We start from the raw sequence: 23,488 nt of genomic DNA, 5'->3' as shown, positions 1-23,488 counted from the left end.
TGCGGGTTCCGACCGCGGCGCGGCGCCCGCGCGCGTGTCCCGCGCGGGCGCCGCGCCGGTCAGTCCCGGCCGCTTGCGTGGGCTTCGGCGATCCGCACCAGCGTGCGGGCGCCCGCCCCGGTCCCGCCCTTGGGGGTGTAGCCGTAGGGGCCGCCCTCGTTGAACGCGGGGCCGGCGATGTCGAGGTGAGCCCAGTCGACGCCATCGGCGATGAACTCCTTGAGGAACACGCCCGCGCTGAGCATGCCGCCCCACCGCTCCCCGGCCACGTTGGCGATGTCGGCGACCGCGGAGTCCAGGCCCTTGCGCAGCTCCGCGGGGAGCGGCATGGGCCAGGCGGACTCGCCCGCCGCAGCGGCGGCGTCCGTGACGTCCTCGCGGACGGAGTCGCCGTTGGCCATGACCGCGAAGACGCGGTTGCCGAGGGCGACCTTCTGCGCGCCCGTGAGGGTGGCGATGTCGACGATGAGGTCGGGCTCGTCCTCATGGGCGCGCACCAGGGCGTCGGCCATGACGAGCCGGCCCTCGGCGTCGGTGTTGAGGACCTCGACGGTCCGGCCGCCGTAGATCGTCAGGACGTCGGAGGGCCGCTGCGCGGTGCCGCTCGGCATGTTCTCGGCGATCGCCAGGTACCCGACCACGTTCACCGCGGGCTTGAGCACGGCGATGGCCTGCAACGCCGCGAGGACGGCGGCGGCGCCGCCCATGTCGGACTTCATCGCGTCCATGCCCCCGGCGGGCTTCAGGGACAGGCCGCCGGAGTCGAAGGTGATGCCCTTGCCGACGAACGCCACGGTCGAGGCGGCGTCGGGGTGGGTGTAGCCCAGGCGCACCAGTCGCGGCGCGTTGGACGAGCCCTGGCCGACGCCGAGGATGCCGCCGTAGCCGCCCTCGGCGAGCGCGCTCTCGTCGAGGACCTCGATGCTCAGGCCGTTCTCGCGGGCGACCTCCTCGGCGATGCCGGCGAGGTCCTCGGGGACAAGGTCGGCGGGGGCGGTGTTCACGAGGTCGCGGGCGAGGGCGACCGAGCCCGCCAGGACCTCGGCGCGCTCGACCTCGGCGGCGGCGGAGCCGGACGCGCTCACGACCAGCAGCCGCTCCAGCGGGGTGTCGGGCCCGGCGCCGGTGCGGTAGCGGGTGAAGGAGTAGTCGCCCAGCAGGGCGCCCAGGGCCGCGGCCCCGGCCTCACCGGGGCCGGAGGCGGGCAGCGCCAGCGCGACGCGGGCGTGGCCGCTGCGTGCGCGCAGGGCGGCACCGGCCGCGCGGGACAGGGTCTCGGAATCGAGCGCGTCGCCGTCGGCGGGGGCCGGCCCGAGGCCGACCGCGATCACCACGGGCGCCGTGACGGAACCGAGGGAGGGAACGCTGTACACCTCCTCGGCGGCGCCGCTCGCTCCCAAGAGCGACAGTGTCTTGGCGAGGCCGCCGGCGAAGGCGGCATCGACATCGTGAGCCCCCGACGCGGGCTCCGGGCCATCGGCTCCGGAGTGGTAGCCGACGACTACCGCGTCGGCGTCGAGCGAAGAGGGGGATTCCGTAATGACTGACAACGACGTGCTCACGAACCCGATGCTAGTCCTTATGACGTGCCGCCGGGCACGTGGCATGCGCCGTAGCCCGGGCTCACACCGGGGCTGGGTGAAATGTCCTGACCGCGAAGAACGTCGTTTATCCGATGATTGCCCTCGACCGGCACGGCGGGGGAGCGGGAGTACGCCCCGATGCCGTCACCTGCCCTTTCACCGAAACAGCCGGGCCTCCGGACCCAACCCCCGCCGGTCGGCACCCCCACACGAACCCCCCGATGGCCGGGAGCGGCCGGAACCATCACACCCACCCCAAGCCGACATGCGCGCCATGAGGCCATACGTGCGGCCGGTGTGAAGAAATGTGATGATCCTGACACGTTCGTCCGAATCGGCGAACCTGTCCGCGACCGTTGGACGCGCTGTCCAACACCCGCCCCGATCATGTGCATCACCCGGACACCGACGCGACGCCTTCCGGGTGGCCCATGATGACCGCCGGCCTCAACAGGGCCATCGCGGACAGCCCCAACAACAAGTTGCAAAAACCGGCCTTCCGCCGCGATATCATCCCAGCTCAGCAAGCCTGCTCCCCGCACGCGCGGGGATGGACCCGGTGAGGTCGTCGCCGCCTGGTCGCGCAACATCTGCTCCCCGCACGCGCGGGGATGGACCCAGCGCGAGATTGAAGACCTGATGATGATGGATCTGCTCCCCGCACGCGCGGGGATGGACCCTGGCCCGGCATGTACGTGGACGCCGTCGAGGACTGGTCCCCGCACGCGCGGGGATGGACCCTGGTCGCCTACGCCGGCTTCGTGTCCTGGTGGCTGCTCCCCGCACGCGCGGGGATGGACCCGAGTGCAAGACCGTGAAGCCGATGAAGCAGATCTGCTCCCCGCACGCGCGGGGATGGACCCTACGTGTCCGCCCCGGACTACAAGCACGACATCTGCTCCCCGCACGCGCGGGGATGGACCCGGCGGCGGCCCAGATCAGAACATCAACAGCCACTGCTCCCCGCATATGCGGGGATGGTGGGGCGGTTACGCCAGGGCTGCGAGGGCCACAAGTGCGGTCGTCGTGGCGGTTTCGCTGAGGGCTCCCAGGACGTCGCCGGTGATGCCGCCCAGTCGGCGGGCTGCGTGCCAACGTAGGGCGGCGGCTGTGAGTTGGGCGGCCCCCAGCGCGACCGCGCAGGACAGGGCGAAGGTGATGCCGTGGGGGAGTCCCACCAGCGTGGCGAGCAGAGTGACCACGACCGTTGTCGCGATCGCTGCCCGCTGTGGCACGGTGCCCGCTACCAGGGCTCCCAGGCCCTCTTCTCTGGCGGATGGGGTCTTTGGGGTGCAGGACCAGGTGATCGCCAGGCGGCCCGACATCGCCGCCACCACGATCGCGCCGATCGCGGCCGCCGGTGATGTGGCCGCGATGTCGCCCAGCGCCACCACCTGTATGAGGACCACCAGGACAAGGGTGACGACGCCGAAGGGGCCGATGTCGGAGCGCTTCATGATGTCGAGCGCTTCACCGGCCGGGCGGGCGCTGCCGAGACCGTCGGCAAGGTCGGCCAAGCCGTCCAGGTGAAGGCCCCGGGTGAGCAGCGCCAGAGCACCGACCGCCAGGGCCGCCGCCAGGAGCGGCGACATCGCGGTCAGTCCCGTCAGGAGCAGCACCGCCCCCGCCACCGCGCCTAGGAGCAGGCCCGCGGCCGGGGCCAGCGACATCGCCCAGCCGGCCGTGGTGCGGTCGACACGCTCCACCCGGACGGGGATCACGGTGAGCGTCCCCAACGCCAGCCGTGCGCCGTCGGCGACGTCACGCCCCCTTGCGGCGTAGCGACCCGATCCCCCCGTAGACCAGCGGTCCCAGCGGCCCCCCGGCGGTGTGCCGGGGTTGGTCACGGGAGGTCCACGATGCGGCCCGCCGTCGCCAGGAGGACCTGTTCCGACTCGGCGGCGAGGAGCCGGTTCAATCGGCCCAAGCGGTCGCGGAAGAGGTTCCCGCTGGCGGTGGGCGGGACGACGCCCGAGCCGACCTCGTTGGTGACGGCGACCAGCAGGGCCGGGCACTGTCTCCAGGCGTCGATCAGCTCGGCTTCACGCGCGGCCAGCGTCTCCAGGGCGTCTCCGGGCGGGGTGTCCGACCACAGGCCGCAGGCGTCCATCACCCCGGCCAGCCACGTCCCGACGCAGTCGAAGAGCACCGCGCCCGTCGCATCGCGCAGGACCGCCGCCGCCTCCAGGGTCTCCTGGGTCTTCCACCACGTCGGGCGGCGCCGGCGGTGGGCCGCGATGCGCTCCGCCCACGCGTCGTCGTCACCCGGCTGCGGGCCCGTGGCCAGGTAGGTGACCTCGGGTTCGCCGAGGAGGCGCAGTTCGGCTTCCGCCGACTTGCCCGACCGCGCGCCGCCGGTGATCAGCACCCGGTGCGGTCCGCCCACGCGGTCCGGCGGCCACGCCGCCGGGGGACACGACAGCTCGTGGCCGTCGGAGGGCGCGGACGCGCCCCACAGGCGGGCCCGGCGCTCGAACTCGGCGGGGGAGTGCACCCGGTGGTCGCCGCCGACCGCCACGACCACCGTCGTCCTGCCGACGACGCCCGCCCGGCGCAGCGCCCCGATGACCTCGGGGTTCTCGACCACGTCGACGATCGCGACGTCTACCTGCCGCGTCGGGGACGGCGCCCCGTCCGGCAGGTCGTCGGCCGGAGGGTCGGCGGGGGCGTCGGGGCGTGCGTAGAGGAGGCGTCCCCCGTCCGGGCCGTCCACCCGGGTGCCGTGCGGCGTGGCGGTGACGGTGTAGCCCTCGGGCGCCGGGGTCGCGGTGCCGGTGCCCGGTTCCCGGAGGGTGAACGCCTGGTCCACCGTGAGGCGCACCGGTAACCGCCGGTTCTCGACCGCGCGGTTGCACGATGCGCATCGGCAGTGGGGCGCGGGCCATCCAGCGGGGCCGGAGGTGCCCGAGAGTCGGATTCGCACGTTGGCCAGTTAACAGCATGTCGAAGGGCTGCGCGGCTAGGCTCTGCTGGGATGACCGGCCGTGCGGGACGGCGGGCCCCAGGAGAGAGGTGACCCATGGCGTGGAGCTGGCGGTACGAGGCGGCCGATGGACGGGTGCTCGAGGACAGCGCGCTCCCCGGTGAGCTGTTCTCCTCCCGGGGCGACGCGGAGAGCTGGCTCGGGGAGAGCTGGCGCGGCCTCACCGATGCGGGAGCGTCGCAGGTCACGCTGCTGGAGGACGAGCGTCCGGTCTACTCGATGAGCCTCACCGAGACCGTCTGAGAACGGCCGGTCCGGCGACCCGTTCGGCCCTCGGGGCTTACTCCCCCGGGGCCGGCGCGCACCGATTCCCGTTCACGCGCCGAGCACGTGGGCGTTCCGGGCCCGCCGCGCACCTGTGTGCGGAGATCGCCGCCCAATCGGAATCCGCGGCGGTAGGCGCCCCGTCCGTTCCTACGGCTGTCTGCGCGGCCGGCCGGTCCCGGGTCCGCACGGCCCTCGGCCGCGGTGGAATGACGATGGGCCGCCCGGCCGCCCGGCCGGGCGGCCCATCGCCGCGATCCCTGATCCGCGTACCGGCGCGGCCTACGGCCGGTGCTCCGGGCTGACCGTGAGGGCCGGGTCGGTCTGGATCTTGTCGCCCAGGACCCCGTCGATGCGGCTCAGCAGCTCCGCGTCCAGCTTCACTCCCGCGGCGCGGGCGTTGGAGCGCACCTGCTCCGGGCGCGAGGCGCCGATGATGGCGGAGGAGACGTTGGGGTTCTGGAGGACCCAGGCGATCGCCAGCTGGGCGAGGTCGAGCCCGGCCTCCTCGGCGATCGGCCGCAGCTCCTGCACCCGCTGGAGCAGTTCGCGGTCCTCGACGTAGCGCGAGATGAAGCGGGCGCCGCTCTTCTCGTCGGTCGCCCGGGACCCCTCCGGCGGAGCCTGGTCCGGCAGGTACTTGCCGGTGAGGATCCCCTGCTCGATGGGCGACCACACGATCTGTCCCAGGCCCTCGCGCTCGGAGACGGGCACGACCTCCGACTCGATGACCCGCCACACCATGTTGTACCGCGGCTGGTTGGAGATGAGCCGGGTCAGCCCGAGTTCCGCCGCGATCTTCTGCGCGTTCTCGATCTCCTCGGCGCGCCACTCCGAGACACCGATGTAGAGGACCTTGCCCTGGCGGACGAGGTCGTCGAACGCCCGCATGGTCTCCTCCAGCGGGGTCGCGTAGTCGTACCGGTGGGCCTGGTACAGGTCGAGGTAGTCGGTGCCCAGGCGGCGCAGCGACTGCTCCACCCCGCGCACGATGTGCTTGCGGGACAGCCCGCGGTCGTTCTTGCCGGGGCCGACCGGCCAGAACACCTTGGAGAAGATCTCCAGGCCGTCGCGGCGCTCGCCCTTGAGTGCGCGGCCCAGGACCTCCTCGGCAGCACCCTGCGCGTAGCCGTCGGCGGTGTCGAAGGTGGTGATCCCCTCGTCGAGCGCGGCGCGCACGCAGGAGACCGCCGCGTCCTCCTCGACCTGTGAACCGTGGGTGATCCAGTTTCCGTAGGCGATTTCGCTGACGACGAGGCCGCTGCTGCCAAGATGACGGAATTCCATGTCGGCACCTTAACGCCGTGCCCGCGGCAGGTCCCGGGCGGCGGGCCGCTAGCGGCCCGCCCGGTCAGGAACCAGGAGTGGGGATGGGCTGTCCCACCTTGAGGCGCGGCTTGGGCAGGCGCAGCCGGCGGATCTGCAACTGGCGCATCGCCGCGTACATGCCCACGCCGCGGATGGTGTCGTCGCCGGGGAACAGCCTGCGGGCGTCCTTCTTGATGCGGTTGCCGATGTAGAGGCCCTCGGCGACGATCGTGACCATCATCAGCGGCCACACCACATAGGTGACGCCGAGCTGGAACTCGGGGAACGGCAGGAACAGCAGGACGATGATGGCCAGCGAGAAGTAGAGGAAGAACTCGCTCACGCTGCGCCGGGAGTCGACGACGTCGCGCGCGTAGGCGCGCACCGGGCCGTGGTCCTGGGGGCGGAAGTAGCGCTCCTCGCCGCGGGCGGCGCCACCGCGCTGGGCCGCGCGGGTGGATTCGCGGGCCTGGCGCTCGCGGTACTGCCGGTACGCCTCTTTGCGGGTCTGCGGCGCGTTGAGGGGGCGGCGCAGTGTCTTCTCTGCCTCACTGCGCTTTGGGGTCGGCGCACCTTTTTTCGGGGTATATCCCTTAGGTTGGGTGGCCTCAGTAGCCTCAGAACTGGCAGAGCCGGCCACGGCCGGCTCTTCGGATGCGGAAGCGGAGCGACGTCGGAACACATCCCCCAGGGTAGCCGGTCCGAGCTTCATGGCGACCGCTCGCCAGAGCGCGTAGGGTTGGATGCAGCGCCCGCCGGGAACAGCCGATGTACGGACCGAGAAGGGGACGGCCACGCCGATGAGCGTGTTTCAGCGACTTTCCATGATCTTCAAGTCCAAGGCCAACAAGGCCTTGGACTCCGTCGAGGACCCTCGCGAGACCCTCGACTACTCTTATCAGAGGCAGCTGGAACTCTTGCAGAAGGTCCGGCGCGGGGTGGCCGACGTCGCCACGTCGCGCAAGCGGGTCGAGCTGCAGGTCCAGCAGCTGGAACAGCAGTCCGGCAAGCTGGAGAACCAGAGCCGCGCGGCGCTCGGGCAGGGCCGCGAGGACCTCGCGCGCGAGGCGCTCACCCGCCGCTCCGGCCTCCAGTCCCAGATCGAGTCCCTCAAGCAGCAGCACGAGCAGCTCCAGGGTGAGGAGCAGAAGCTCACCCTCGCCGCGCAGCGCCTCCAGGCCAAGGTCGACGCGTTCCGCACGCGCAAGGAGACCATCAAGGCCACCTACACCGCCGCGCAGGCCCAGACCCAGATCAGCGAGGCGTTCTCCGGCATCTCCGAGGAGATGGGCGACGTCGGCATGGCCGTGCAGCGCGCCGAGGACAAGACCGCAGAGATGCAGGCGCGCGCGGGCGCCGTCGACGAACTCCTCGCCTCCGGCGCCCTCGACGACGTCACCGGCACCTCCAAGGACGACATCCAGGCCGAGCTCGACCGCATGGCCAGCACCAGCGGCGTCGAGCTGGAGCTGGAGCGGATGAAGCAGGAGCTCGGCACCGGCAGCGGCGGCGGCTCCACCCCCCAGATCGAAGGCGGCAACGGCCAGGCGTCGGGCAACGGCAGCCAGGTCCAGCCCTACCGGCAGGGGGATGGCGCATGATCGTCCGCATCATGGGCGAGGGGCAACTCGACCTCTCCGACGCAGACCTCGACCTGCTCAACGGGTTCGACCGGACCCTGGAGCAGGCGATCGCCCTCGGCAACGAGGACGAGTTCCGGCAGGCACTGAAGGAGCTGCTGGACAAGGTCCGCGAGGACGGCAAGCCGGTGCCCGCCGACTCGCTGGCACCGTCGCAGTTCATCCTGCCGCCCGCTGATGCGACCATGGACGAGGTCCGGGCCATGCTCGGCGACGAAGGGCTCATCCCCGACCTCGCCTGAGCGTCCCACGGCCTCCCGGCATTCGGCTGCTGCGCCTGCGGCCGCCCGGCACACCCCGTGCCGCGGCGGCCGTACGCGTATCCGCACCTTTCACCCGCCCTCCCGTCGCACACCCGCCCGTCGTACGCCGGCCCGTGAACGGCCGCGACCGGCCCCGGCCCGGCCGCCGGGGGTCGGCCGACTCACAATCCCGCTTAACGGAATTCACGCCCTGCCTGGCTAGACTGCGATCAAGGCCGGGGCGGCGGGAGCCGTCGGGCCCGCACGGACGCACCCGGTGAAAGGCCGTCGCTGTGGCAGGATCCAAGTTCATTCCCGATCGCGGGCTGACCAGCCGCATGGTCCTGACGATGTCCCTCCTGGGCATCCTCTACGTCGCGTTCGTCATCGCCCTCGTCCTGGTCGGCCTGAACGTCTGGCTCGTCGTCGCGATCGTCGTCGGCTTCGCGCTCTTCCAGTACTTCACCTCCGACAAGATCGCGATGTACTCCATGGGCGCCCGCGAGGTGTCGCCCGATGAGGCCCCCGATCTGCACGCCGTCGTCGACCGGCTGTGCGCCATGGCCGACATGCCCAAGCCCAAGGTCGCCGTCGCCCGGACCGACGTGCCCAACGCCTTCGCCACCGGCCACAACAGCAAGACCGCAGTCGTGTGCGTCACCAGCGGCATCATGCGCCGCCTCGACACCGCCGAACTGGAGGCGGTGCTCGCCCACGAGCTGTCGCACGTGGCCCACCGCGACGTGATGGTCATGACCATCGCCGGGTTCCTGGGCATCGTCGCGGGCTTCCTCACCCAGATGGGCCTGCGCTTCGCGCTCTTCTCCGGCGGCGGGCGCGGCCGGGGCCAGAACAACCCCGCGATCGTGGCGCTGGCCGTGGTGGCGGTGAGCGCGATCGTGTGGGCGCTCAGTTTCCTGCTCACCCGGGTGCTCTCGCGCTACCGCGAGCTGTCGGCCGACCGCGCCGCCGCCTACCTCACCGGCCGCCCCTCGGCCCTGGGTAGCGCGCTCACCAAGATCACCGGCGACATGGCCCGCATCCCGACCGACGACCTGCGCAAGGCCGAACCGTTCAACGCGTTCTTCTTCACCCCGGCGGCCGCCCCGAAGGGGTTCAGCCTCAGCACCCTCTTCGCCACCCACCCGCCGATCGAGCAGCGCCTCTCCCAGCTCGCCGACATCTCCCGGCAGCTCGGCAGCGGGGCCTGAGGAGCGCGCACCCACTCCACCCCCGACCGCCCGACCCGCCGGTCGCCGGCGGCCGAAGCCGAAAGGCACGTTCAGCGCCATGAGTTTCCTCCGGGCCCTGCTGGGCCGCTCCAAGCCCGCCAAGCCCGACCTCGACGCCCTGTTCGGGCTGCCGTCGGCGGCCGTCACCCTTGAGGCGACGGCCGGGTTCCAGCCCACCGGGACCGGATCGGTGGCCTTCCGCGCGACCGAGGGCCAGGCGTTCGCCACCCTGGAACGCGACATCACCGAGCTGCTCAACGCCGACAACGGCCCCGCGGTCGAGCCCGTCGCCGACGACTACGGCTACACCTGGCTGGTCCTGCGCGCGCCCGAAGGCGCCGAATCCGACGTCTCCTCCCTGGTCACCGACATCCACGCGGTGAACTCCTCGCTGGAGAGCGCCGGCTACGGGCCCTCGCTGCTGTGCTCCCTGGTGACCTTCGCCGACCCCAAAGGCCGCCGGGTCGCCCTCGTCTACCTCTACAAGCGCGGCACCTTCTACCCCTTCGCCCCGCTGGGCGGTCAGCGCCGCGACAACGCCCTCGAACTCCAGACCGAGGCGGCCATCGGCAACGACCTGGCCGTCGAGAAGGACAAGTCCCGCTGGTTCCCCGTCTACGGCGCGCCCGGGCTCTGACGCACACCCCCGGTGACCCGGGGTGATGGCCCACCCCCGGGTGTGGCCTGGACCACCCCCAGGCGGCACACTGGCCGGGTGCGCATCATCATCGCTCCAGACAAGTTCGCCGGGACGCTCACCGCCCTCGAAGCCGCGCAGGCCGTGGCCGACGGCTGGCGGAGCGCCGACCCGACCGTCGACGCCGAACTGGTCCCGCTGTCCGACGGCGGCCCCGGGTTCGTCGAAGTCCTGCACACCGCTCTGGGCGGCACCCTCGCCCAGGCCACCGTCACCGGTCCCTTGGGCGACCCCGTCCAGGCCGCCTACCTGCTCGACGGCGACACCGCCTACATCGAGAGCGCGCAGGCGTGCGGCCTGCACCTGGTGCCGCCCGACGCCCGCGACGCCGGACGTACCACGACCCTGGGCGTCGGCGAGCTCATCGCCCACGCGATCGCCGCCGGCGCGCGTACGCTCGTCGTCGGCCTCGGCGGCAGCTCCACCAACGACGGGGGCGCCGGCATGCTCGCCGCCCTCGGCGCCGGGCCGCGCGACGCGCTCACCCGCGGCGGTGGCGCGCTCGCCGCCCTCACCGGCGAGATCGACCTCGGCCCGGCGCGCGCCGCGACAGGGGGCGTCACCCTCATCGCCGCCACCGACGTCGACAACCCCCTGCTCGGGCTGCACGGCGCCAGCGCCGTCTTCGGCCCGCAGAAGGGCGCCGACGACAACGAGGTGCAGCGCCTGGACGCGGCCCTGGCCGCGTTCGCCGACGCCACCGAGCCCGGCGGGGCCCTGCGCGACGCCCCGGGCGCCGGCGCCGCCGGCGGGCTCGGTTACGCGCTCCTCCTGCTGGGCGGCACCGTCGAGTCCGGTGTGGCACGGGTCCTGGCCGCGGTGGGCCTCGACCGGCTCGCGGCAGGGGCCGACCTGGTCATCACCGGCGAGGGCTCGTTCGACTTCCAGTCGCTGCGCGGCAAGCTGCCCCACGGGGTCGCGCGGGCGGCCGCCGCCCACGGTGTCCCGTGCGTCGTCACCGCAGGCGTGGTGTCGGTGGGCCGGGCCGAGGCCGCTGCGGCCGGGATCACCGAGACCTATTCCCTGGTGGAGTCGGCGGGCTCCACGGAGGCGGCGCTCACCCGCTCGGCGGAGGAGCTGCGCGGCCTCGCCGCCCAGGTCGCGCGGCGCTGGACGTCCTGAGCGGATCCGCGCGGGCGTCCGCCGGGCCCGGGTATCCCCAGAGCCGCGGTCCCTGATGGCGGCATCGGCCGATACGCCCTAACCTGGGGGGAGACCCAACCTGGATGAAGCGGCGAGCCGCTTCCCCGGCACAGGCAGGAATGCACCACGCGGTCCCGGCGTTGACCACGTCCGAGGGGCAACCGGGTCGCAGTGGCGGCCACACCGCATTTTCGGAGGAGTTGGCAGATGACGGTTCAGAGCGAGGCCACGACGGCGGGCATCATCCTGACCGATGAGGCGTCGGGCAAGGTGAAGACCCTCCTGGAGCAGGAAGGCCGCGACGACCTCCGGCTTCGCGTCGCCGTGCAGCCGGGCGGTTGCTCGGGACTGCGGTACCAGTTGTTCTTCGACGAGCGCGAACTCGACGGCGACGTCGTCGCCGACTTCGGCGGCGTCGGTGTCGTGACCGACCGTATGAGCGCCCCCTACCTCATGGGCGCCACGATCGACTTCGTCGACACCATCGAGAAGCAGGGCTTCACCATCGACAACCCCAACGCCACCGGCTCCTGCGCCTGCGGGGACTCGTTCAACTAGCCCGGTGAAGGGCGCGTCCCGGCGGGCCCGCCGGACGGCCACGCGGACCCCGGGGCCCGCGCGCACCACGGGTGCGCGCGGGCCTTCGCCGTGCCCGGGCCGTCCGCGCCCATGCCCGGTCCGCCCGCTCGATCCCAGGGCACGCGGTGTGAGTGGGGTTCATGGGCCCTACTGCGGCACGGAGTCGCTGGGTACTCTTGTGGTTTGTTCCGTCTCCCGACCCAAGGAGCCCTCAGCAGTGCGCATCGCGGTTACCGGATCGATCGCCACCGACCACCTGATGACCTTCGAGGGCCGGTTCGCCGAGCAGCTCATCGCCGACCAGCTTGAGCAGGTCTCCCTGTCCTTCCTGGTCGACGAGTTGGAGGTGCGCCGCGGCGGCGTCGCCGCCAACATCTGCTTCGGCATGGGCCGCCTGGGCCTGCGCCCCCATCTCGTCGGCGCGGTGGGCGCCGACTTCGACGAGTACCGGTCCTGGCTGGAGCGCCACGGCGTCGACACCTCCGGGGTGCACGTCTCGGAGCTGCGGCACACCGCCCGTTTCGTGTGCACCACCGACCGCGACCACAACCAGATCGCCTCGTTCTACGCGGGCGCCATGTCCGAGGCGCGCAACATCGAACTGGCCCCGCTGTCGGACAGCGTTGGCGGGCTCGACCTCGTGCTGGTGGGCGCCGACGACCCCGAGGGCATGCTGCGCCACAGCGACGAGTGCCGCGACCGCGGGCTGCCCTTCGCCGCCGACCCCTCCCAGCAGCTCGCGCGCATGGAGGGCCCCGATGTCCGGCGCCTGATCGAGGGCGCGACCTACCTGTTCACCAACGAGTACGAGAAGGCGCTCGCCGAGCAGAAGACCGGGTGGAGCGAGGACGAGATCCTGGAGCGGGTCGGCACCCGGATCACCACGCTGGGGGCCAAGGGCGTGCGGATCGACCGCCAGGACCAGCCGCCGCTGGACGTCCCGGCCGCCGCGGTCACCGCGAAGGTCGACCCCACCGGTGTGGGCGACGCGTTTCGCGCGGGCTTCCTCGCCGGGCTGTCCTGGGGCCTGTCCCTGGAGCGCTGCGCACAGGTGGGCAACGCCGTGGCGGTCCACTCGCTGGAGGTCAACGGGCCGCAGGAGTACCACTTGACCGGCACGACCCTGCTGGAGAAGGTCAACCGCTCCTACGGTGAGGACGCCGCCCGCGACGTCGCCGAGCACGTGGCCTGACACCGGCGCAGGTGTTCCGGCGGCCCCGGCCCGCCGGTCCCGGTCCCCGCGGCGCAGGCCGCGGGGACCTCGTCATTCCGGGGCCCCCGGGTGGTGGCCCGGTCCGGCGGGGGCCTGGTTGCGGGCCAGCAGGTCGTAGAGGGCCCGTTCGAGCTGGCACGGAGCGGTGATCGGGGCGCTCCAGGGGATGCGGACGAGCACCGGGTGGCCGGCCCCGGCGGGGTTCACCCAGAGAGTGGCGCCGGCGGAGTCCAGCTCCCAGAGCCAGGCGGCCCCCTCGGGCGCATCGGGCAGGTGGCGCAGCGCGGCGCTCAGCTCGTCGCGGTGCCGGTCGTTGACGTGGCGCAGGATGTGCTCGGCCGCGCCGGTCAGGGGGTCGGGCCGGGCCACGCGGAACGCTTCGCCGTCGATCACCCCCGCCGCGTCATATGTGTGGTAAATCACGGTTGCGGGCTCGACCCGGGCGAGCAGCGGCGCGTCCGGCGTGGGATCATCTTCTACTGCGGCGAGCAGCCCTTCGTCGGGATGGCCTTCGGCCACCGCGAGGGCCGCATCGCGGCGCTCGCCTGCGGGGATCACCGACACCCAGCCCTCGCACCACAGGCGGGCGCGTACAGTGGGTGTCCGACCCACATGCCGCATCGCGCAGAGATCGACGCCGACCGCCAGGTCGGCGCGTCCGTGCCGCCGTGCCCGCAGTGCTTCGTGCAGCGGATGCCCGGCATCGATCCACAGGATCGCGCGACCGGCGTGATCGACCGCTCCGCGCACGCTGAAATGCGTGCCGGGATAGTCAGCCGACGTCGCCATGGTGGGGGTCGCCGTGGCGGCAAGGGAACGGACCCGTTCGATCACGGACGGGCTGGGTGGTCGCATGACACCTCCTAGACTTAGGCAAGCCTTACCTAGGATTCCCGTTTTTGCAAGATCGCACATAGACGGAGGAACACGAATGCGCTACACCGGACCGAAGGTGCGGTTGTCCCGGCGCGCCGGTACCCCGCTGACCCGTAAGGCGGTCAGCTACTTCGAGAAGCGTCCGTACCCCCCGGGTGAGCACGGTCGCCGCGTACGCCGCTCCACCAGCGACTACGCCGTCCGGCAGGCCGAGAAGCAGAAGCTTCGCTGGTACTACGACCTCTCGGAGAAGCAGCTCGCGCGCATCTACGAGAACGCCAAGAAGCGCCCGGGCCGTACCGGTGAGGAGATGATCGCCGAACTGGAGCTCCGGCTCGTGACGGTGGTCCTGCGCTCCGGGCTCGCCCCCTCGATCTACGCCGCGCGCCAGTACATCACCCACGGCCACATCACCGTGGACGGCCGCAAGGTCGACATCCAGTCGTACCAGGTCAAGCCGGGGCAGATCATCGGCGTTCGGGACAAGTCAAAGCAGACCGTCCCGTTCGTCGAGGCGTCCGAGGGCGTGCACGCCGACGACAAGATCGCCGGCTACCTCGCCGTCAGCCATAAGGACCTGCGCGTCGCGGTCGTCGACCGCCCCAAGCGCGAGCAGGTTCCGGTGCCCTTCGACGAGCAGCTCGTCGTCGAGTACTACGCGCGCTAGAGCCGCAGGCTCCTCCGCGTGACCGCGGGCCGTGTGACCGAAGGGCACACGGCCCGCGGCCGTGCGCGGTCCGCGGCCACCGCACGCGGACCCGTCAGTACATCCGCCGGATGTGGAAGGCGTGGCCCCGCGCGAGCGGCACCTCGGCCACGAACTGCTGCATCTTCAGGCGGCACCACGAGGGGATGTCGGTCCGGGCGGCGGGGTCGTCGGCGGTGACGGCGATGACCGACCCGATCGGCACCTCCCGGATGCGTCCGGCGAGCATGATGATCGGGATCGGGCACTTGCGGCCGATCGCCTCCACGGTCACCAACGGCTGGTCCGACACTGACGCTCTCCTTCCGTGCCCCGCTGTCCGGGCGGGCTGCGGGCCCGCCCGCGCGCTCGGGCGGCCGCCCGTATCCCATTCTTTACCCACGCCGGCGGCTAAGCGGCACCCGGTTAAGCGTCCGATAAAACCAGCGATACGCTCGGCCTAGCCCGTCCATGAGGGGGCACGCCAACGCCGCACCGGCGGCCGGAGGCGATCCTCCTGGGACGGACCGGGCGATCCGGCGCGAACCGCCCTGGCCGGCGGCTCACCCGCGCCGCGCGACGAGGCCGGAAGGGAACGCTGATGAGTGTCCGCACACGCCCCCCAGGGCGGGCGCGCTCCAACACGCGCCCCCTCGGGCCCCTGATCGGCGCAGCAGGTGGATCGCGCTAATGTTGCCCCTTGACAAGCTTTGGACATACGACCGCCCGCGCGATCGTCGCGGGCATCACCGCTGGGAAGGCATTCCGTGAGTCCGACCCGCCATAGGAATCGGCGCCCCGCGTTGCGTCGATGGGCACCACGTGGCGCCGCGCTCGCCGCGTTGGGCATAGCCGCGACCGGCTGCGCGTCGAACGAGTTCACTCGTTTGGGTGTGCCCGAGCCGATCACCGAGCAGGCCGAGCGCGTCCTCATGCTCTGGCAGGGTTCGTGGGTGGCGGCTTTCGCGGTCGGCATCCTCGTGTGGGGACTGATCATCTGGTCGATCATCTTCCACCGCAAGCGGTCCGAGCAGCTTCCGCCGCAGGTGCGCTACAACCTGCCGATCGAAGCCCTCTACACCGTCCTGCCGATCGTCGTCATCGCGGTCCTCTTCTACTTCACCGCGCGCGACCAGACCTACCTGCTGGAGACCGAGGAACCGGCCGACACCAACGTCGAGGTCGTGGGCTTCCAGTGGAGCTGGCAGTTCAACTACCTGACGGAGCCGAACCCCGAGGGTGAGACCGACCCCCGGTCGGAGCGCGAGTTCTCCATCGAGGGCACCCCCGACGACGTTCCCACCCTGGTGGTGCGCGAGGGCGACGTCGTCCACTTCGACCTCGTCTCGCCCGACGTCATCCACTCGTTCTGGATCCCGTCGTTCGCGTTCAAGATGGACGTCATCCCCGGCCACCCCAACGAGTTCCAGGTCAAGGTCAAGGACGACGTCGTTCCCGAGGGCGAGGACTCCGCCACCTTCGCCGGCCGCTGCGCCGAGCTGTGCGGCGTCGACCACGCCCGGATGCTGTTCAACCTCGAGGTCATGACCCCCGAGGCCTACGACGCCTGGTACGCCGAGCAGCTGGAGACCGCGCAGTCCGAGGCCGAGCAGCAGGCGGCGCGCGCCGAGGAGCAGGAGCTGGTCGAGGACCCGCGCCCGGAGAACCAGCCCCCCGCCGGCGACGCCGAGGGCGGCACCGAGACCGAGGACCAGCCCGCCACCGAGGGCGCTCCCGAGCCGCAGACGGCGGAGACGCCCGCTGAAGAGGAGGGTGGCAACTGATGGCGACCACCGTGGCGACCCCGACCGGGTCTGCGGACTCCGCCCCGCCCGCCGCCAAAGGGTCGATCCTCGTCAGCTGGATGACGTCGACCGACCACAAGGTGATCGGGTACATGTACCTCATCACCTCGTTCGCGTTCTTCATCTTCGGCGGCATCCTGGCGCTGATCATCCGCGCCGAGCTGTTCCTGCCGGGCATGCAGGTCGTGACCGCCGAGCAGTTCAACCAGCTGTTCACCATGCACGGCACGATCATGCTGCTGATGTTCGCGACCCCGCTGTTCGTCGGGTTCTCCAACATCATCCTGCCGCTGCACATCGGCGCACCCGATGTGGCGTTCCCGAGGATCAACCTCTTCGGGTACTACCTGTACCTGTTCGGCAGCCTCATCGCCGTCGGCGGGTTCCTCACCCCGGGCGGCGCCGCCAGCTTCGGCTGGTTCGCCTACACCCCGCTGTCCGACGCCGTCCGCTCGCCGGGCCTGGGCGGCGACCTGTGGATCCTGGGCCTCGCCGTCAGCGGTCTGGGCACCATCCTGGGCGCGGTCAACTTCATCACCACCGCCCTGTGCATGCGCGCGCCGGGCATGACGATGTTCCGGATGTCGATCTTCTCCTGGAACACCGTGCTCACCAGCGTGCTGGTGCTGATCGCCTTCCCGGTGCTGACCGCCGCCCTGATCGCCCTGGGCGCCGACCGCATGGTCGGGACGCACGTCTTCGACCCCGCGCACGGCGGCGCGATCCTCTGGCAGCACCTCTTCTGGTTCTTCGGCCACCCCGAGGTGTACATCATCGCGCTGCCGTTCTTCGGCATCGCGACCGAGATCCTGCCGGTGTTCAGCCGCAAGCCGATCTTCGGCTACAAGAGCCTCGTGGGCGCGACGATCGCCATCGCCGGCCTGTCGGTCACCGTGTGGGCGCACCACATGTTCCCGACCGGCGCCGTGCTGCTGCCGTTCTTCTCGTTCATGTCGTTCGTCATCGCGGTGCCCACCGGTGTGAAGTTCTTCAACTGGATCGGCACCATGTGGCGCGGCCAGCTGGTCTTCGCCACCCCGATGCTGTTCACCATCGGATTCCTGGTGACGTTCCTGTTCGGCGGCCTGACCGGCGTCCTGCTGGCGTCGCCGCCGATCGACTTCCACGTCACCGACTCCTACTTCGTGGTGGCGCACTTCCACTACGTGGTGTTCGGCACCGTGGTGTTCGCGATGTTCGCGGGCTTCTACTTCTGGTGGCCCAAGTTCACCGGCAAGATGCTCGACGAGCGCCTCGGCAAGATCCACTTCTGGCTGCTGTTCTTCGGCTTCCACGGCACCTTCCTGGTCCAGCACTGGCTGGGCGCCGAGGGCTTCCCGCGCCGCTACGCCGACTACCTGCCCACCGACGGCTTCACCGCCCTCAACCAGTTCTCGTCGATCAGCTCGTTCGTCCTGGGCGCCTCCACGCTGATCTTCTTCTGGAACATGTGGGTCACCCACAAGAACGCGCCCAAGGTCGAGGTGGACGACCCGTGGGGCTACGGCTGCTCCCTGGAGTGGGCCACCTCGTGCCCGCCGCCGCGGCACAACTTCACCTCGCTGCCGCGGATCCGGTCCGAGCGCCCCGCGTTCGACCTGCACCACCCGCACGCCGCCGCACCCGGTGCGGCCGCCCAACCGGTCAGCAGCAAGGGGTAGGCGAGTTCCATGAAGATGCAGGCCTATCTGTTTATGGGCGTCTCGACCTTCTTCGGTCTGGTCGCGGGGCTGTACGCCTACTGGTCCTACGCCGCCGAGGGCTACATCGAGTGGACCGGCACGGTCGCGCTGGTGGTCTCGGTCGGGTTCGGCTGGATGGTCGGGTTCTGGCTCTGGCAGGCAGCCCGCCGCAGTGAGCGCCACCACGGCCTCGCCCCTGAGGAGCGCCTCGACGGGGAGATCGCCGAGAACGCCGGCGAGTACGGGTTCTTCAGCCCGCACAGCTGGTGGCCGCTGTTCGTGGCCCTGGCGGTCGCGTTCATGGCGGTCGGCGTGGCGATCGGCTGGTGGATGGTCGCCGTCGGCGCCTTCGCGGTGCTCCTCACCGCGATCGGCTGGATCTTCGAGTACTACCGCAAGGAGTTCCAGCACTAGGAGTGACGGTCGCGGCGGACCCTCGGGGCCGCCGCGACACGCCGGGCAGCGTGCTCAAAATGCCTTATGCCCTGGTCCGTCCCCGGTTGGTCACCGATTTCCGCTGAAATCGGGATCAGCCGGGGTATCGTTTTTCAGGGGGCAGATACCCACTGTCGGTGAGCGGCCGTTCAGCGCCGACCGTGGCCGGTTTGCCGGGGATCGGGGGGAGACACGAGCTTCCCGCGATGCCACGCGTCCCACGGAGTGATGGGCCTCAGGGGTTCCAATCGACGTGGAGGTTGCACGGTGAAGGGCAGCACATCTACAGCGGGGTACCGCAGCGTCGGGGCAGGAGCGGCGGGGTCCGCCATCATCCTCACGGCGGCCTGCACGGGGCTCTGGGCCGGTGTGACCGGCTCCGGAGGCGACACCGAGCCCGTGACGATCGAGATCACGCCGGCCGACGGGACCGGCGACGTCCGGTCCAACGTTCCGATCACGGTGGGGGCCGCGAACGGGACCATCACCGATGTCCGGGTCGAACAGGCCGGGGGCGGTCCCGATGAGGACATCCCCGCGCGCGTCGGCACCGAGGCCGAAGCGGTCGCGGAGGCCGGGGACGGCGACGACTACGCCATGACCGGTGTGCTCGACAAGGCCAAGACCGAGTGGGTCAGCGACTGGAACCTCGTCCCCGGCGCCGACGTCGTCGTCACCGCCACGGGCATCAACGCGGACGGCGCGGAGACCGAGGTCGTCAGCCGGTTCACCACGGAGCCGGCCGACAAGGGCAAGAGGCTGGGGCTGGAGTCCAACTTCCCCTCCAGCGGCCAGACCGTCGGCGTGGGCATGCCGGTCATCGTCAACTTCGACGCGCCCGTGGAGAACAAGGAGCAGGTCGAGAACTCCATCGAGGTCACCTCGGAGAAGGCCACCCAGGGCGCCTGGAACTGGTTCGGCGACCAGATGGCCGTGTTCCGGCCGGAGGAGTACTGGGAGCCCGACCAGAAGGTCTCGGTGAACATGCGCCTCGCCGGCGTCGAGGCGTCCCCGGGGGTGGTCGGGACCGAGAACCGCCGGCTCGACTTCCAGGTGGGCCGCGAGCAGATCACCACGGTCGACGACGGCGCCCACGAGATGACCGTCCAACGCTCCGGCAAGACCGTCAAGACCTTCCCGATCAGCAACGGGCGCGCCGACACCGAGCGCTACACCACCACCAACGGCGTCCACCTGACCATGGAGAAGTACGAGCACCTGGTCATGGACTCCTCCACGGTGGGCATACCCGCGGGCAGCGCCGAGGCCTACCGCCTCGACGTCAACTGGGCGGTCCGCTTCTCCAACAGCGGCGAGTTCGCCCACGCGGCGCCCTGGAACGGCAATGTCGGTTCGGCCAACTCCAGCCACGGCTGCACGAACATGGCCACCGACGACGCCAAGTGGTTCCACGACGAGACGCTGATGGGCGATCCCTACATCGTCGAGGGCACCGACCGCGAGCTGGAGGTCGACAACGGGTGGGGCTTCTGGCAGCGCTCCTGGGACGAGTGGCTGGAGAACAGCCCCACGGGGGAGCCCGACTCCACCGACGACACCGGCACCCCGGGCTCCGTCCACGCGGCGTAGCCCGCAGCGGAGGCACGGCCCTGCCCTCGTCCGGCGAGGGCAGGGCCACTCAGGGCTGGAGCCCTGCTCACCGATGGCCAGGGAGGTCGGCCGGCGCCGTGCGCTCCGCCGCCCAGGTGATCGTGAACGCGATCCCGCAGCGAGGGCGGGGGAGTGGCGCCCAGGTGTCGGCGAGCATGTCGATGAGCCGGATGCCCCGACCGCGCTCGGCCATCGGGGTGGCGGGCCGGAGGAACGGGATGCTCTCTGCCTTGCCCTCGTCCTCCACGTCGACGCGGATGCGCCCGCGATCGACCGTCATCCTCACGGTGAACATCCCGCCGCGACCGCTGGCCGTGTGGCACACGGCGTTCGTCGCCGCCTCGGAGACGAGCAGCACGGTGGAGGCGACGGCGTCATCGGGGATCTCGAATTCGGAGTGCGCGGCCAGGATGTTGTCGGTCCACGTGCGCGCGCGGCGGATCTGGTCCCGCCATCCGGGGAATTCCTCGGAGTAGGCCATTCCCATCATCGCATTCCGGCGAAGCGTCGGCGTCCGACGCGGAAGAAATAGGGACGAACACGGGCGCATTGCACCCGGAACGGCCTAGTAGGGTCGTGCATGTCATCAGCTCCTGGAGATCGCTGCTGGCCGTGCCCCGGACGATGTGGCGTCGTCGCGGGGTGTCTGCTGCTGCGTGCCCAGCGTTCCGGGACGGGCTGGGGAATTCCAGCGATTGTCCAGCTCTGGGAGCTATCTGTGAAGGCTATGGAAAATTAATGCGTCGGATGGTAGAACTCCTTTCCATGGTGGAGAAGGAGTTGCCCGACTGGGTCGATTTTGGCCGAGAGCTTCGCCGATTTAGGCTGCAAGCTGGAATGACGCTCAACGACGTGTCTCGGAGGATCAATATCTCGATCGGTATGCTGTCCAAGATCGAGAGGGCTACTCGGGCGCCCAAAAAGGACACCGTTGGAGAATTGGATCAGGTTTTTTCGACAAACGGATCCTTGCTCAGGCGCTGGTCCGATGTCACGCGAACAGTGGCCGATCCGGAGTGGTACCGCCGCGTCGAGGACGCCGAGGCCGCTGCCATCGAGATCCGGTTGCACAACCCGACCCTGATCCCCGGTCCATTGCAGGCCACCGAGTACACGCGTCAGGTACTGGAACACGGTCGTCCCTTGGACAGGGAGGACGACATCGACACTCTGCTCAGGCTGAAGGCGAGGCGAGCCGAGCGTCTTCTCGCAGAAGGCGAACCGCGCTTGACGGCTGTGGTCCCAGAGACCGTCATCACCGAGTGCGTGGGCACCCCGAAGACTGCGGTCGCCCAGTTGGAACGATTGGTCGATCTGCAAGAATCGGCCAGGGTCACGATGCATGTCATCCCCAAAGGGATGCCGACCCATATCAGTCAGTCAATCGGAGCCTTCGCGCTGATCACGTTTGTGGACCGGATGCCGACGGTGTTCGCGGAGTCGGCGACGGGTGGCGATCTGGTGGATCATCCGCGGGAGATCCAGCGGTTCGTCAGCGTGTTCGGGACACTACAAGGCTGGGCGCTGTCGCCCACCGACTCCCTGAGCCTGATCAGAAGGGCATGTGATGGATTCTCAGTGGCGTAAGGCCAGTTACAGCAATGCCGGTTCGGATTGTGTGGAGTGCCGGAGCATCGACGGCCGGACCGTGCAGGTGCGCGACACGGTGCATCGGGAGCTCGGGCACCTCGACCTCCCCTCTGGCGCCTGGGTCGCGTTCCTGGCGGAGGCCGGCCGGATGTAGGCGCCCTGGCGCTTCTCCAGAGAACGCCGAAGGCCCGGCCGCCCGTTGGGGCGGCCGGGCCTTTTCACGGGCCTGAGAACGGGTCTCAGTGCGTGTTGGCGGCCTCCGTGGTGTCGACCGCGGCCTCGTGGTGGGCGCGGTCGGCGGAGTCCCCTGCGTGCTGCAGGTGGTGGCCGCTGTGCGGCTGGACGCCCTCGAACGAGACGTTGTCGCGCGTGTACCAGTCCGCCAGGCGGGCGTGGAGCTTGCCCATGAGGCCGCGGGCCTGCGGCGACTCCACACCGTTGGCGTCGACCTCGCCGACCTCGATGCGGGGCACCTCCTCCTTGCTCTGGAGGATGTGCACGGTGTCGGCCGAGGACTCCTTGTGGACCTCGATGAACTCACCGCTGGGCAGCTGCTTGACGTGGCCGCTCTCGTAGCCGTGCTCCAGCGTCTCGCGGTCGCGGCGCTGGAGGCCAAGGCAGATCCGCTTGGTGATCATGAAGCCCGCGATCGGACCCACGATCACCGCGATGCGGAAGAACCAGCTCAGCGCGTAGAGGCTGATCGAGAACGTCTCCGACAGGATGTCGTTCGAGCCGGCCAGCCACAGCAGGCCGTAGAACGTGATCCCCGCGACACCCATGCCCGCGCGGACCGGGGCGTTGCGCGGCCGGTCGGCCATGTTGTGGTGCCGCTTGTCCTTGGTGATCCACGCCTCGATGAACGGCCACGCGCCCATGGCCCCGAAGATCAACCCCGGGATCACCAGCCCCGGCACCAGCACACCGGTCGGGATGGCATACCCCGCGATGTTGATGTCGAAGTAGTTCGGGAAGAGCCGCAGCGCCCCCTCCATGAAGCCCATGTACCAGTCGGGCTGGAGCCCGGAGGTGATGGAGGTGGGGGTGAACGGCCCGAACAGGTGCACCGGGTTGATCTGCACGAACGCGCTGAGGCCCACGCACACGGCGAACACGAAGAAGAAGAACCCGCCCGCCTTCACGGCGAACCCGGGGAACATCGGCGTGCCGACGACCTTCTTGTTCGTGTGCCCCGTGCCGGGGTACTGCGTGTGCTTCTGGTGCCACAGGATCATGAAGTGCGCACCGATGAGCGCCAGCAGCAGGCCGGGGATCAGCAGGATGTGCAGCATGTACAGGCGCGGGATGATGTCGTGCCCGGGGAACTCCCCGCCGAACAGGAACATCGAGATGTAGGTGCCCACCACCGGCAGCGACATCATCACACCCTGGAGGATGCGCACGCCCATACCCGACGGGAGGTCGTCGGGCAGCGAGTAGCCGAACAGGCCCTCCAGCATGGTCAGGGTGACGATCGCCACCCCGATCAGCCAGTTGATCTCACGCGGCTTGCGGAACGCGCCGGTGAAGAACACCCGGAGCATGTGCACCAGCATCGACGCCGCGAAGATCAGCGCCGCCCAGTGGTGGATCTGGCGCACCAGGAAGCCGCCGCGGACATCGAAGTCGATGTACAGCGTGGAGGCGTAGGCCTCGCTCATCGTGACACCGTGCAGGCGCTCGTAGGAGCCGTCGTACACGATCTCGGCCATGCTCGGCTTGAACCACAGTGTCAGGAAGACACCGGTCAGCAGCAGGATGATGAACGAGTACAGCGCGATCTCGCCCAGCATGAACGACCAGTGGTTCGGGAAGACCTTGCGCAGGTTCTTCTCGCCCATCTTGGCCAGGTGGAACCGATCGTCGATCCAGTTGCCCGCGCCCTTGAGCGCCTTGGGCGCCTGAGTTGTCCTGGTCATC

At 70.3% G+C, this 23,488-nt stretch carries 24 protein-coding genes and 1 CRISPR repeat array; of the genes, 15 read left to right on the top strand and 9 right to left on the bottom strand.

Annotation, left to right across the window (positions count from 1 at the left end; genetic code table 11):
• Positions 1 to 59: 59 nt before the first annotated feature.
• From ACFO4E_RS06845 to ACFO4E_RS06835, 3 genes are all read right to left on the bottom strand, one after another.
• Positions 60 to 1,562 (bottom strand): leucyl aminopeptidase, encoded by a 1,503-nt coding sequence (locus ACFO4E_RS06845; RefSeq protein ID WP_378572177.1) that lies wholly within the window; start codon positions 1,560 to 1,562, stop codon positions 60 to 62.
• A gap of 550 nt (positions 1,563 to 2,112) precedes the next feature.
• A CRISPR array of direct repeats spans positions 2,113 to 2,507; the repeat unit is 29 nt; unit sequence CTGCTCCCCGCACGCGCGGGGATGGACCC.
• 65 nt (positions 2,508 to 2,572) lie between these two features.
• Positions 2,573 to 3,430 carry an adenosylcobinamide-GDP ribazoletransferase gene (locus ACFO4E_RS06840; RefSeq protein ID WP_378572176.1) on the bottom strand — a complete coding sequence of 286 codons (858 nt, stop codon included), beginning with the start codon at positions 3,428 to 3,430 and terminating at the stop codon, positions 2,573 to 2,575.
• Positions 3,427 to 4,404 (bottom strand): bifunctional adenosylcobinamide kinase/adenosylcobinamide-phosphate guanylyltransferase, encoded by a 978-nt coding sequence (locus ACFO4E_RS06835; protein WP_378572175.1) that lies wholly within the window; start codon positions 4,402 to 4,404, stop codon positions 3,427 to 3,429. Before ACFO4E_RS06835 ends, ACFO4E_RS06840 begins: the two co-directional genes overlap by 4 nt.
• 198 nt (positions 4,405 to 4,602) lie before the next feature.
• Here ACFO4E_RS06835 and ACFO4E_RS06830 point away from each other — a divergent pair, with 198 nt between their 5' ends.
• Positions 4,603 to 4,809, top strand: a complete 207-nt coding sequence (locus ACFO4E_RS06830) for a hypothetical protein (protein ID WP_378572174.1) — start codon at positions 4,603 to 4,605, stop codon at positions 4,807 to 4,809.
• A 303-nt stretch (positions 4,810 to 5,112) separates the two neighbouring features.
• Here ACFO4E_RS06830 and ACFO4E_RS06825 read toward each other — a convergent pair whose 3' ends face one another.
• On the bottom strand, positions 5,113 to 6,117 hold the full coding sequence (locus tag ACFO4E_RS06825) for an aldo/keto reductase family protein (protein WP_378572173.1): 1,005 nt from the start codon (positions 6,115 to 6,117) through the stop codon (positions 5,113 to 5,115).
• Between the two features lie 64 nt (positions 6,118 to 6,181).
• Positions 6,182 to 6,778 (bottom strand): DUF3043 domain-containing protein, encoded by a 597-nt coding sequence (locus tag ACFO4E_RS06820; protein ID WP_378572172.1) that lies wholly within the window; start codon positions 6,776 to 6,778, stop codon positions 6,182 to 6,184.
• A 160-nt stretch (positions 6,779 to 6,938) separates the two neighbouring features.
• Here ACFO4E_RS06820 and ACFO4E_RS06815 point away from each other — a divergent pair, with 160 nt between their 5' ends.
• The 7 genes from ACFO4E_RS06815 (at position 6,939) to ACFO4E_RS06785 (ending at position 12,863) form a co-directional block, all read left to right on the top strand.
• A complete protein-coding gene (locus ACFO4E_RS06815) occupies positions 6,939 to 7,739 on the top strand; it encodes a PspA/IM30 family protein (protein WP_378572171.1) in 801 nt (266 codons plus the stop codon).
• Entirely contained in the window at positions 7,736 to 8,020 is a 285-nt protein-coding gene (pspAA, locus tag ACFO4E_RS06810) for a PspA-associated protein PspAA (RefSeq protein ID WP_378572170.1), read from the top strand. The genes ACFO4E_RS06815 and pspAA overlap by 4 nt, the downstream gene beginning before the upstream one ends.
• A 293-nt stretch (positions 8,021 to 8,313) precedes the next feature.
• Positions 8,314 to 9,231 carry a zinc metalloprotease HtpX gene (gene htpX, locus ACFO4E_RS06805; RefSeq protein WP_378572169.1) on the top strand — a complete coding sequence of 306 codons (918 nt, stop codon included), beginning with the start codon at positions 8,314 to 8,316 and terminating at the stop codon, positions 9,229 to 9,231.
• Between the two features lie 79 nt (positions 9,232 to 9,310).
• Entirely contained in the window at positions 9,311 to 9,889 is a 579-nt protein-coding gene (pspAB, locus tag ACFO4E_RS06800) for a PspA-associated protein PspAB (protein WP_378572168.1), read from the top strand.
• Positions 9,890 to 9,967: 78 nt separating this feature from the next.
• Positions 9,968 to 11,071 carry a glycerate kinase family protein gene (locus ACFO4E_RS06795; protein WP_378572167.1) on the top strand — a complete coding sequence of 368 codons (1,104 nt, stop codon included), beginning with the start codon at positions 9,968 to 9,970 and terminating at the stop codon, positions 11,069 to 11,071.
• 228 nt (positions 11,072 to 11,299) lie between these two features.
• Entirely contained in the window at positions 11,300 to 11,650 is a 351-nt protein-coding gene (locus ACFO4E_RS06790) for a HesB/IscA family protein (RefSeq protein ID WP_378572166.1), read from the top strand.
• Between the two features lie 238 nt (positions 11,651 to 11,888).
• A complete protein-coding gene (locus ACFO4E_RS06785) occupies positions 11,889 to 12,863 on the top strand; it encodes a carbohydrate kinase family protein (protein ID WP_378572165.1) in 975 nt (324 codons plus the stop codon).
• A gap of 72 nt (positions 12,864 to 12,935) precedes the next feature.
• Here the strand turns inward: ACFO4E_RS06785 and ACFO4E_RS06780 are convergent, their stop codons facing one another.
• Entirely contained in the window at positions 12,936 to 13,739 is an 804-nt protein-coding gene (locus ACFO4E_RS06780) for a DUF2470 domain-containing protein (RefSeq protein WP_378572164.1), read from the bottom strand.
• A gap of 76 nt (positions 13,740 to 13,815) precedes the next feature.
• Here ACFO4E_RS06780 and rpsD point away from each other — a divergent pair, with 76 nt between their 5' ends.
• A complete protein-coding gene (rpsD, locus tag ACFO4E_RS06775; RefSeq protein ID WP_378572163.1) occupies positions 13,816 to 14,427 on the top strand; it encodes a 30S ribosomal protein S4 in 612 nt (203 codons plus the stop codon).
• Positions 14,428 to 14,521: 94 nt separating this feature from the next.
• Here rpsD and ACFO4E_RS06770 read toward each other — a convergent pair whose 3' ends face one another.
• Positions 14,522 to 14,758 (bottom strand): sulfurtransferase TusA family protein, encoded by a 237-nt coding sequence (locus tag ACFO4E_RS06770; RefSeq protein WP_378572162.1) that lies wholly within the window; start codon positions 14,756 to 14,758, stop codon positions 14,522 to 14,524.
• 454 nt (positions 14,759 to 15,212) lie between these two features.
• Between ACFO4E_RS06770 and ctaC the strand changes: the two genes are divergently transcribed.
• The 4 genes from ctaC (at position 15,213) to ACFO4E_RS06750 (ending at position 19,957) form a co-directional block, all read left to right on the top strand.
• Complete coding sequence (gene ctaC / locus ACFO4E_RS06765) at positions 15,213 to 16,229, top strand: aa3-type cytochrome oxidase subunit II (RefSeq protein ID WP_465263127.1); 1,017 nt, start codon at positions 15,213 to 15,215, stop codon at positions 16,227 to 16,229.
• Positions 16,229 to 17,911, top strand: a complete 1,683-nt coding sequence (gene ctaD, locus ACFO4E_RS06760; RefSeq protein ID WP_378572160.1) for an aa3-type cytochrome oxidase subunit I — start codon at positions 16,229 to 16,231, stop codon at positions 17,909 to 17,911. Before ctaC ends, ctaD begins: the two co-directional genes overlap by 1 nt.
• 9 nt (positions 17,912 to 17,920) lie before the next feature.
• Positions 17,921 to 18,346, top strand: coding sequence for a cytochrome c oxidase subunit 4 (locus ACFO4E_RS06755; protein ID WP_378572159.1), 426 nt, complete (start codon positions 17,921 to 17,923; stop codon positions 18,344 to 18,346).
• A gap of 288 nt (positions 18,347 to 18,634) precedes the next feature.
• The gene (locus ACFO4E_RS06750; RefSeq protein ID WP_378572158.1) at positions 18,635 to 19,957 is read left to right on the top strand and encodes a L,D-transpeptidase; all 1,323 of its coding nucleotides are present in this window, start codon (positions 18,635 to 18,637) and stop codon (positions 19,955 to 19,957) included.
• Between the two features lie 67 nt (positions 19,958 to 20,024).
• Here the strand turns inward: ACFO4E_RS06750 and ACFO4E_RS06745 are convergent, their stop codons facing one another.
• On the bottom strand, positions 20,025 to 20,459 hold the full coding sequence (locus ACFO4E_RS06745; protein WP_378572157.1) for an ATP-binding protein: 435 nt from the start codon (positions 20,457 to 20,459) through the stop codon (positions 20,025 to 20,027).
• Between the two features lie 266 nt (positions 20,460 to 20,725).
• On the opposite strand from ACFO4E_RS06745, the gene ACFO4E_RS06740 reads away from it, so the two are divergent.
• Positions 20,726 to 21,565 (top strand): helix-turn-helix domain-containing protein, encoded by an 840-nt coding sequence (locus ACFO4E_RS06740; protein WP_378572156.1) that lies wholly within the window; start codon positions 20,726 to 20,728, stop codon positions 21,563 to 21,565.
• 31 nt (positions 21,566 to 21,596) lie between these two features.
• Positions 21,597 to 21,722 carry a DUF397 domain-containing protein gene (locus tag ACFO4E_RS06735; RefSeq protein ID WP_378572155.1) on the top strand — a complete coding sequence of 42 codons (126 nt, stop codon included), beginning with the start codon at positions 21,597 to 21,599 and terminating at the stop codon, positions 21,720 to 21,722.
• An 85-nt stretch (positions 21,723 to 21,807) separates the two neighbouring features.
• On the opposite strand, the gene qcrB is transcribed toward ACFO4E_RS06735, so the two are convergent.
• Positions 21,808 to 23,487, bottom strand: a complete 1,680-nt coding sequence (qcrB, locus tag ACFO4E_RS06730) for a cytochrome bc1 complex cytochrome b subunit (protein ID WP_378572154.1) — start codon at positions 23,485 to 23,487, stop codon at positions 21,808 to 21,810.
• Between the last annotated feature and the right edge of the window lies 1 nt (position 23,488).

The organism is Nocardiopsis mangrovi (assembly GCF_042653925.1).
Classification (GTDB): Bacteria; Actinomycetota; Actinomycetes; order Streptosporangiales; family Streptosporangiaceae; genus Nocardiopsis_B; species Nocardiopsis_B mangrovi.
This window is presented reverse-complemented; position numbering and strand designations above follow the sequence as displayed.

Excerpts from the sequence above, each read along its gene's own strand:
- ACFO4E_RS06830 (WP_378572174.1), top strand. The coding sequence starts at position 4,603 with ATGGCGTGGAGCTGGCGGTACGAGGCGGCCGATGGACGGGTGCTCGAG.
- ACFO4E_RS06825 (WP_378572173.1), bottom strand. The coding sequence starts at position 6,117 with ATGGAATTCCGTCATCTTGGCAGCAGCGGCCTCGTCGTCAGCGAAATC.
- ACFO4E_RS06815 (WP_378572171.1), top strand. The coding sequence starts at position 6,939 with ATGAGCGTGTTTCAGCGACTTTCCATGATCTTCAAGTCCAAGGCCAAC.
- pspAA (WP_378572170.1), top strand. The coding sequence starts at position 7,736 with ATGATCGTCCGCATCATGGGCGAGGGGCAACTCGACCTCTCCGACGCA.
- pspAB (WP_378572168.1), top strand. The coding sequence starts at position 9,311 with ATGAGTTTCCTCCGGGCCCTGCTGGGCCGCTCCAAGCCCGCCAAGCCC.
- ACFO4E_RS06790 (WP_378572166.1), top strand. The coding sequence starts at position 11,300 with ATGACGGTTCAGAGCGAGGCCACGACGGCGGGCATCATCCTGACCGAT.
- ACFO4E_RS06780 (WP_378572164.1), bottom strand. The coding sequence starts at position 13,739 with ATGCGACCACCCAGCCCGTCCGTGATCGAACGGGTCCGTTCCCTTGCC.
- rpsD (WP_378572163.1), top strand. The coding sequence starts at position 13,816 with ATGCGCTACACCGGACCGAAGGTGCGGTTGTCCCGGCGCGCCGGTACC.
- ctaD (WP_378572160.1), top strand. The coding sequence starts at position 16,229 with ATGGCGACCACCGTGGCGACCCCGACCGGGTCTGCGGACTCCGCCCCG.
- ACFO4E_RS06755 (WP_378572159.1), top strand. The coding sequence starts at position 17,921 with ATGAAGATGCAGGCCTATCTGTTTATGGGCGTCTCGACCTTCTTCGGT.
- ACFO4E_RS06745 (WP_378572157.1), bottom strand. The coding sequence starts at position 20,459 with ATGGCCTACTCCGAGGAATTCCCCGGATGGCGGGACCAGATCCGCCGC.
- ACFO4E_RS06740 (WP_378572156.1), top strand. The coding sequence starts at position 20,726 with ATGGTAGAACTCCTTTCCATGGTGGAGAAGGAGTTGCCCGACTGGGTC.
- qcrB (WP_378572154.1), bottom strand. The coding sequence starts at position 23,487 with ATGACCAGGACAACTCAGGCGCCCAAGGCGCTCAAGGGCGCGGGCAAC.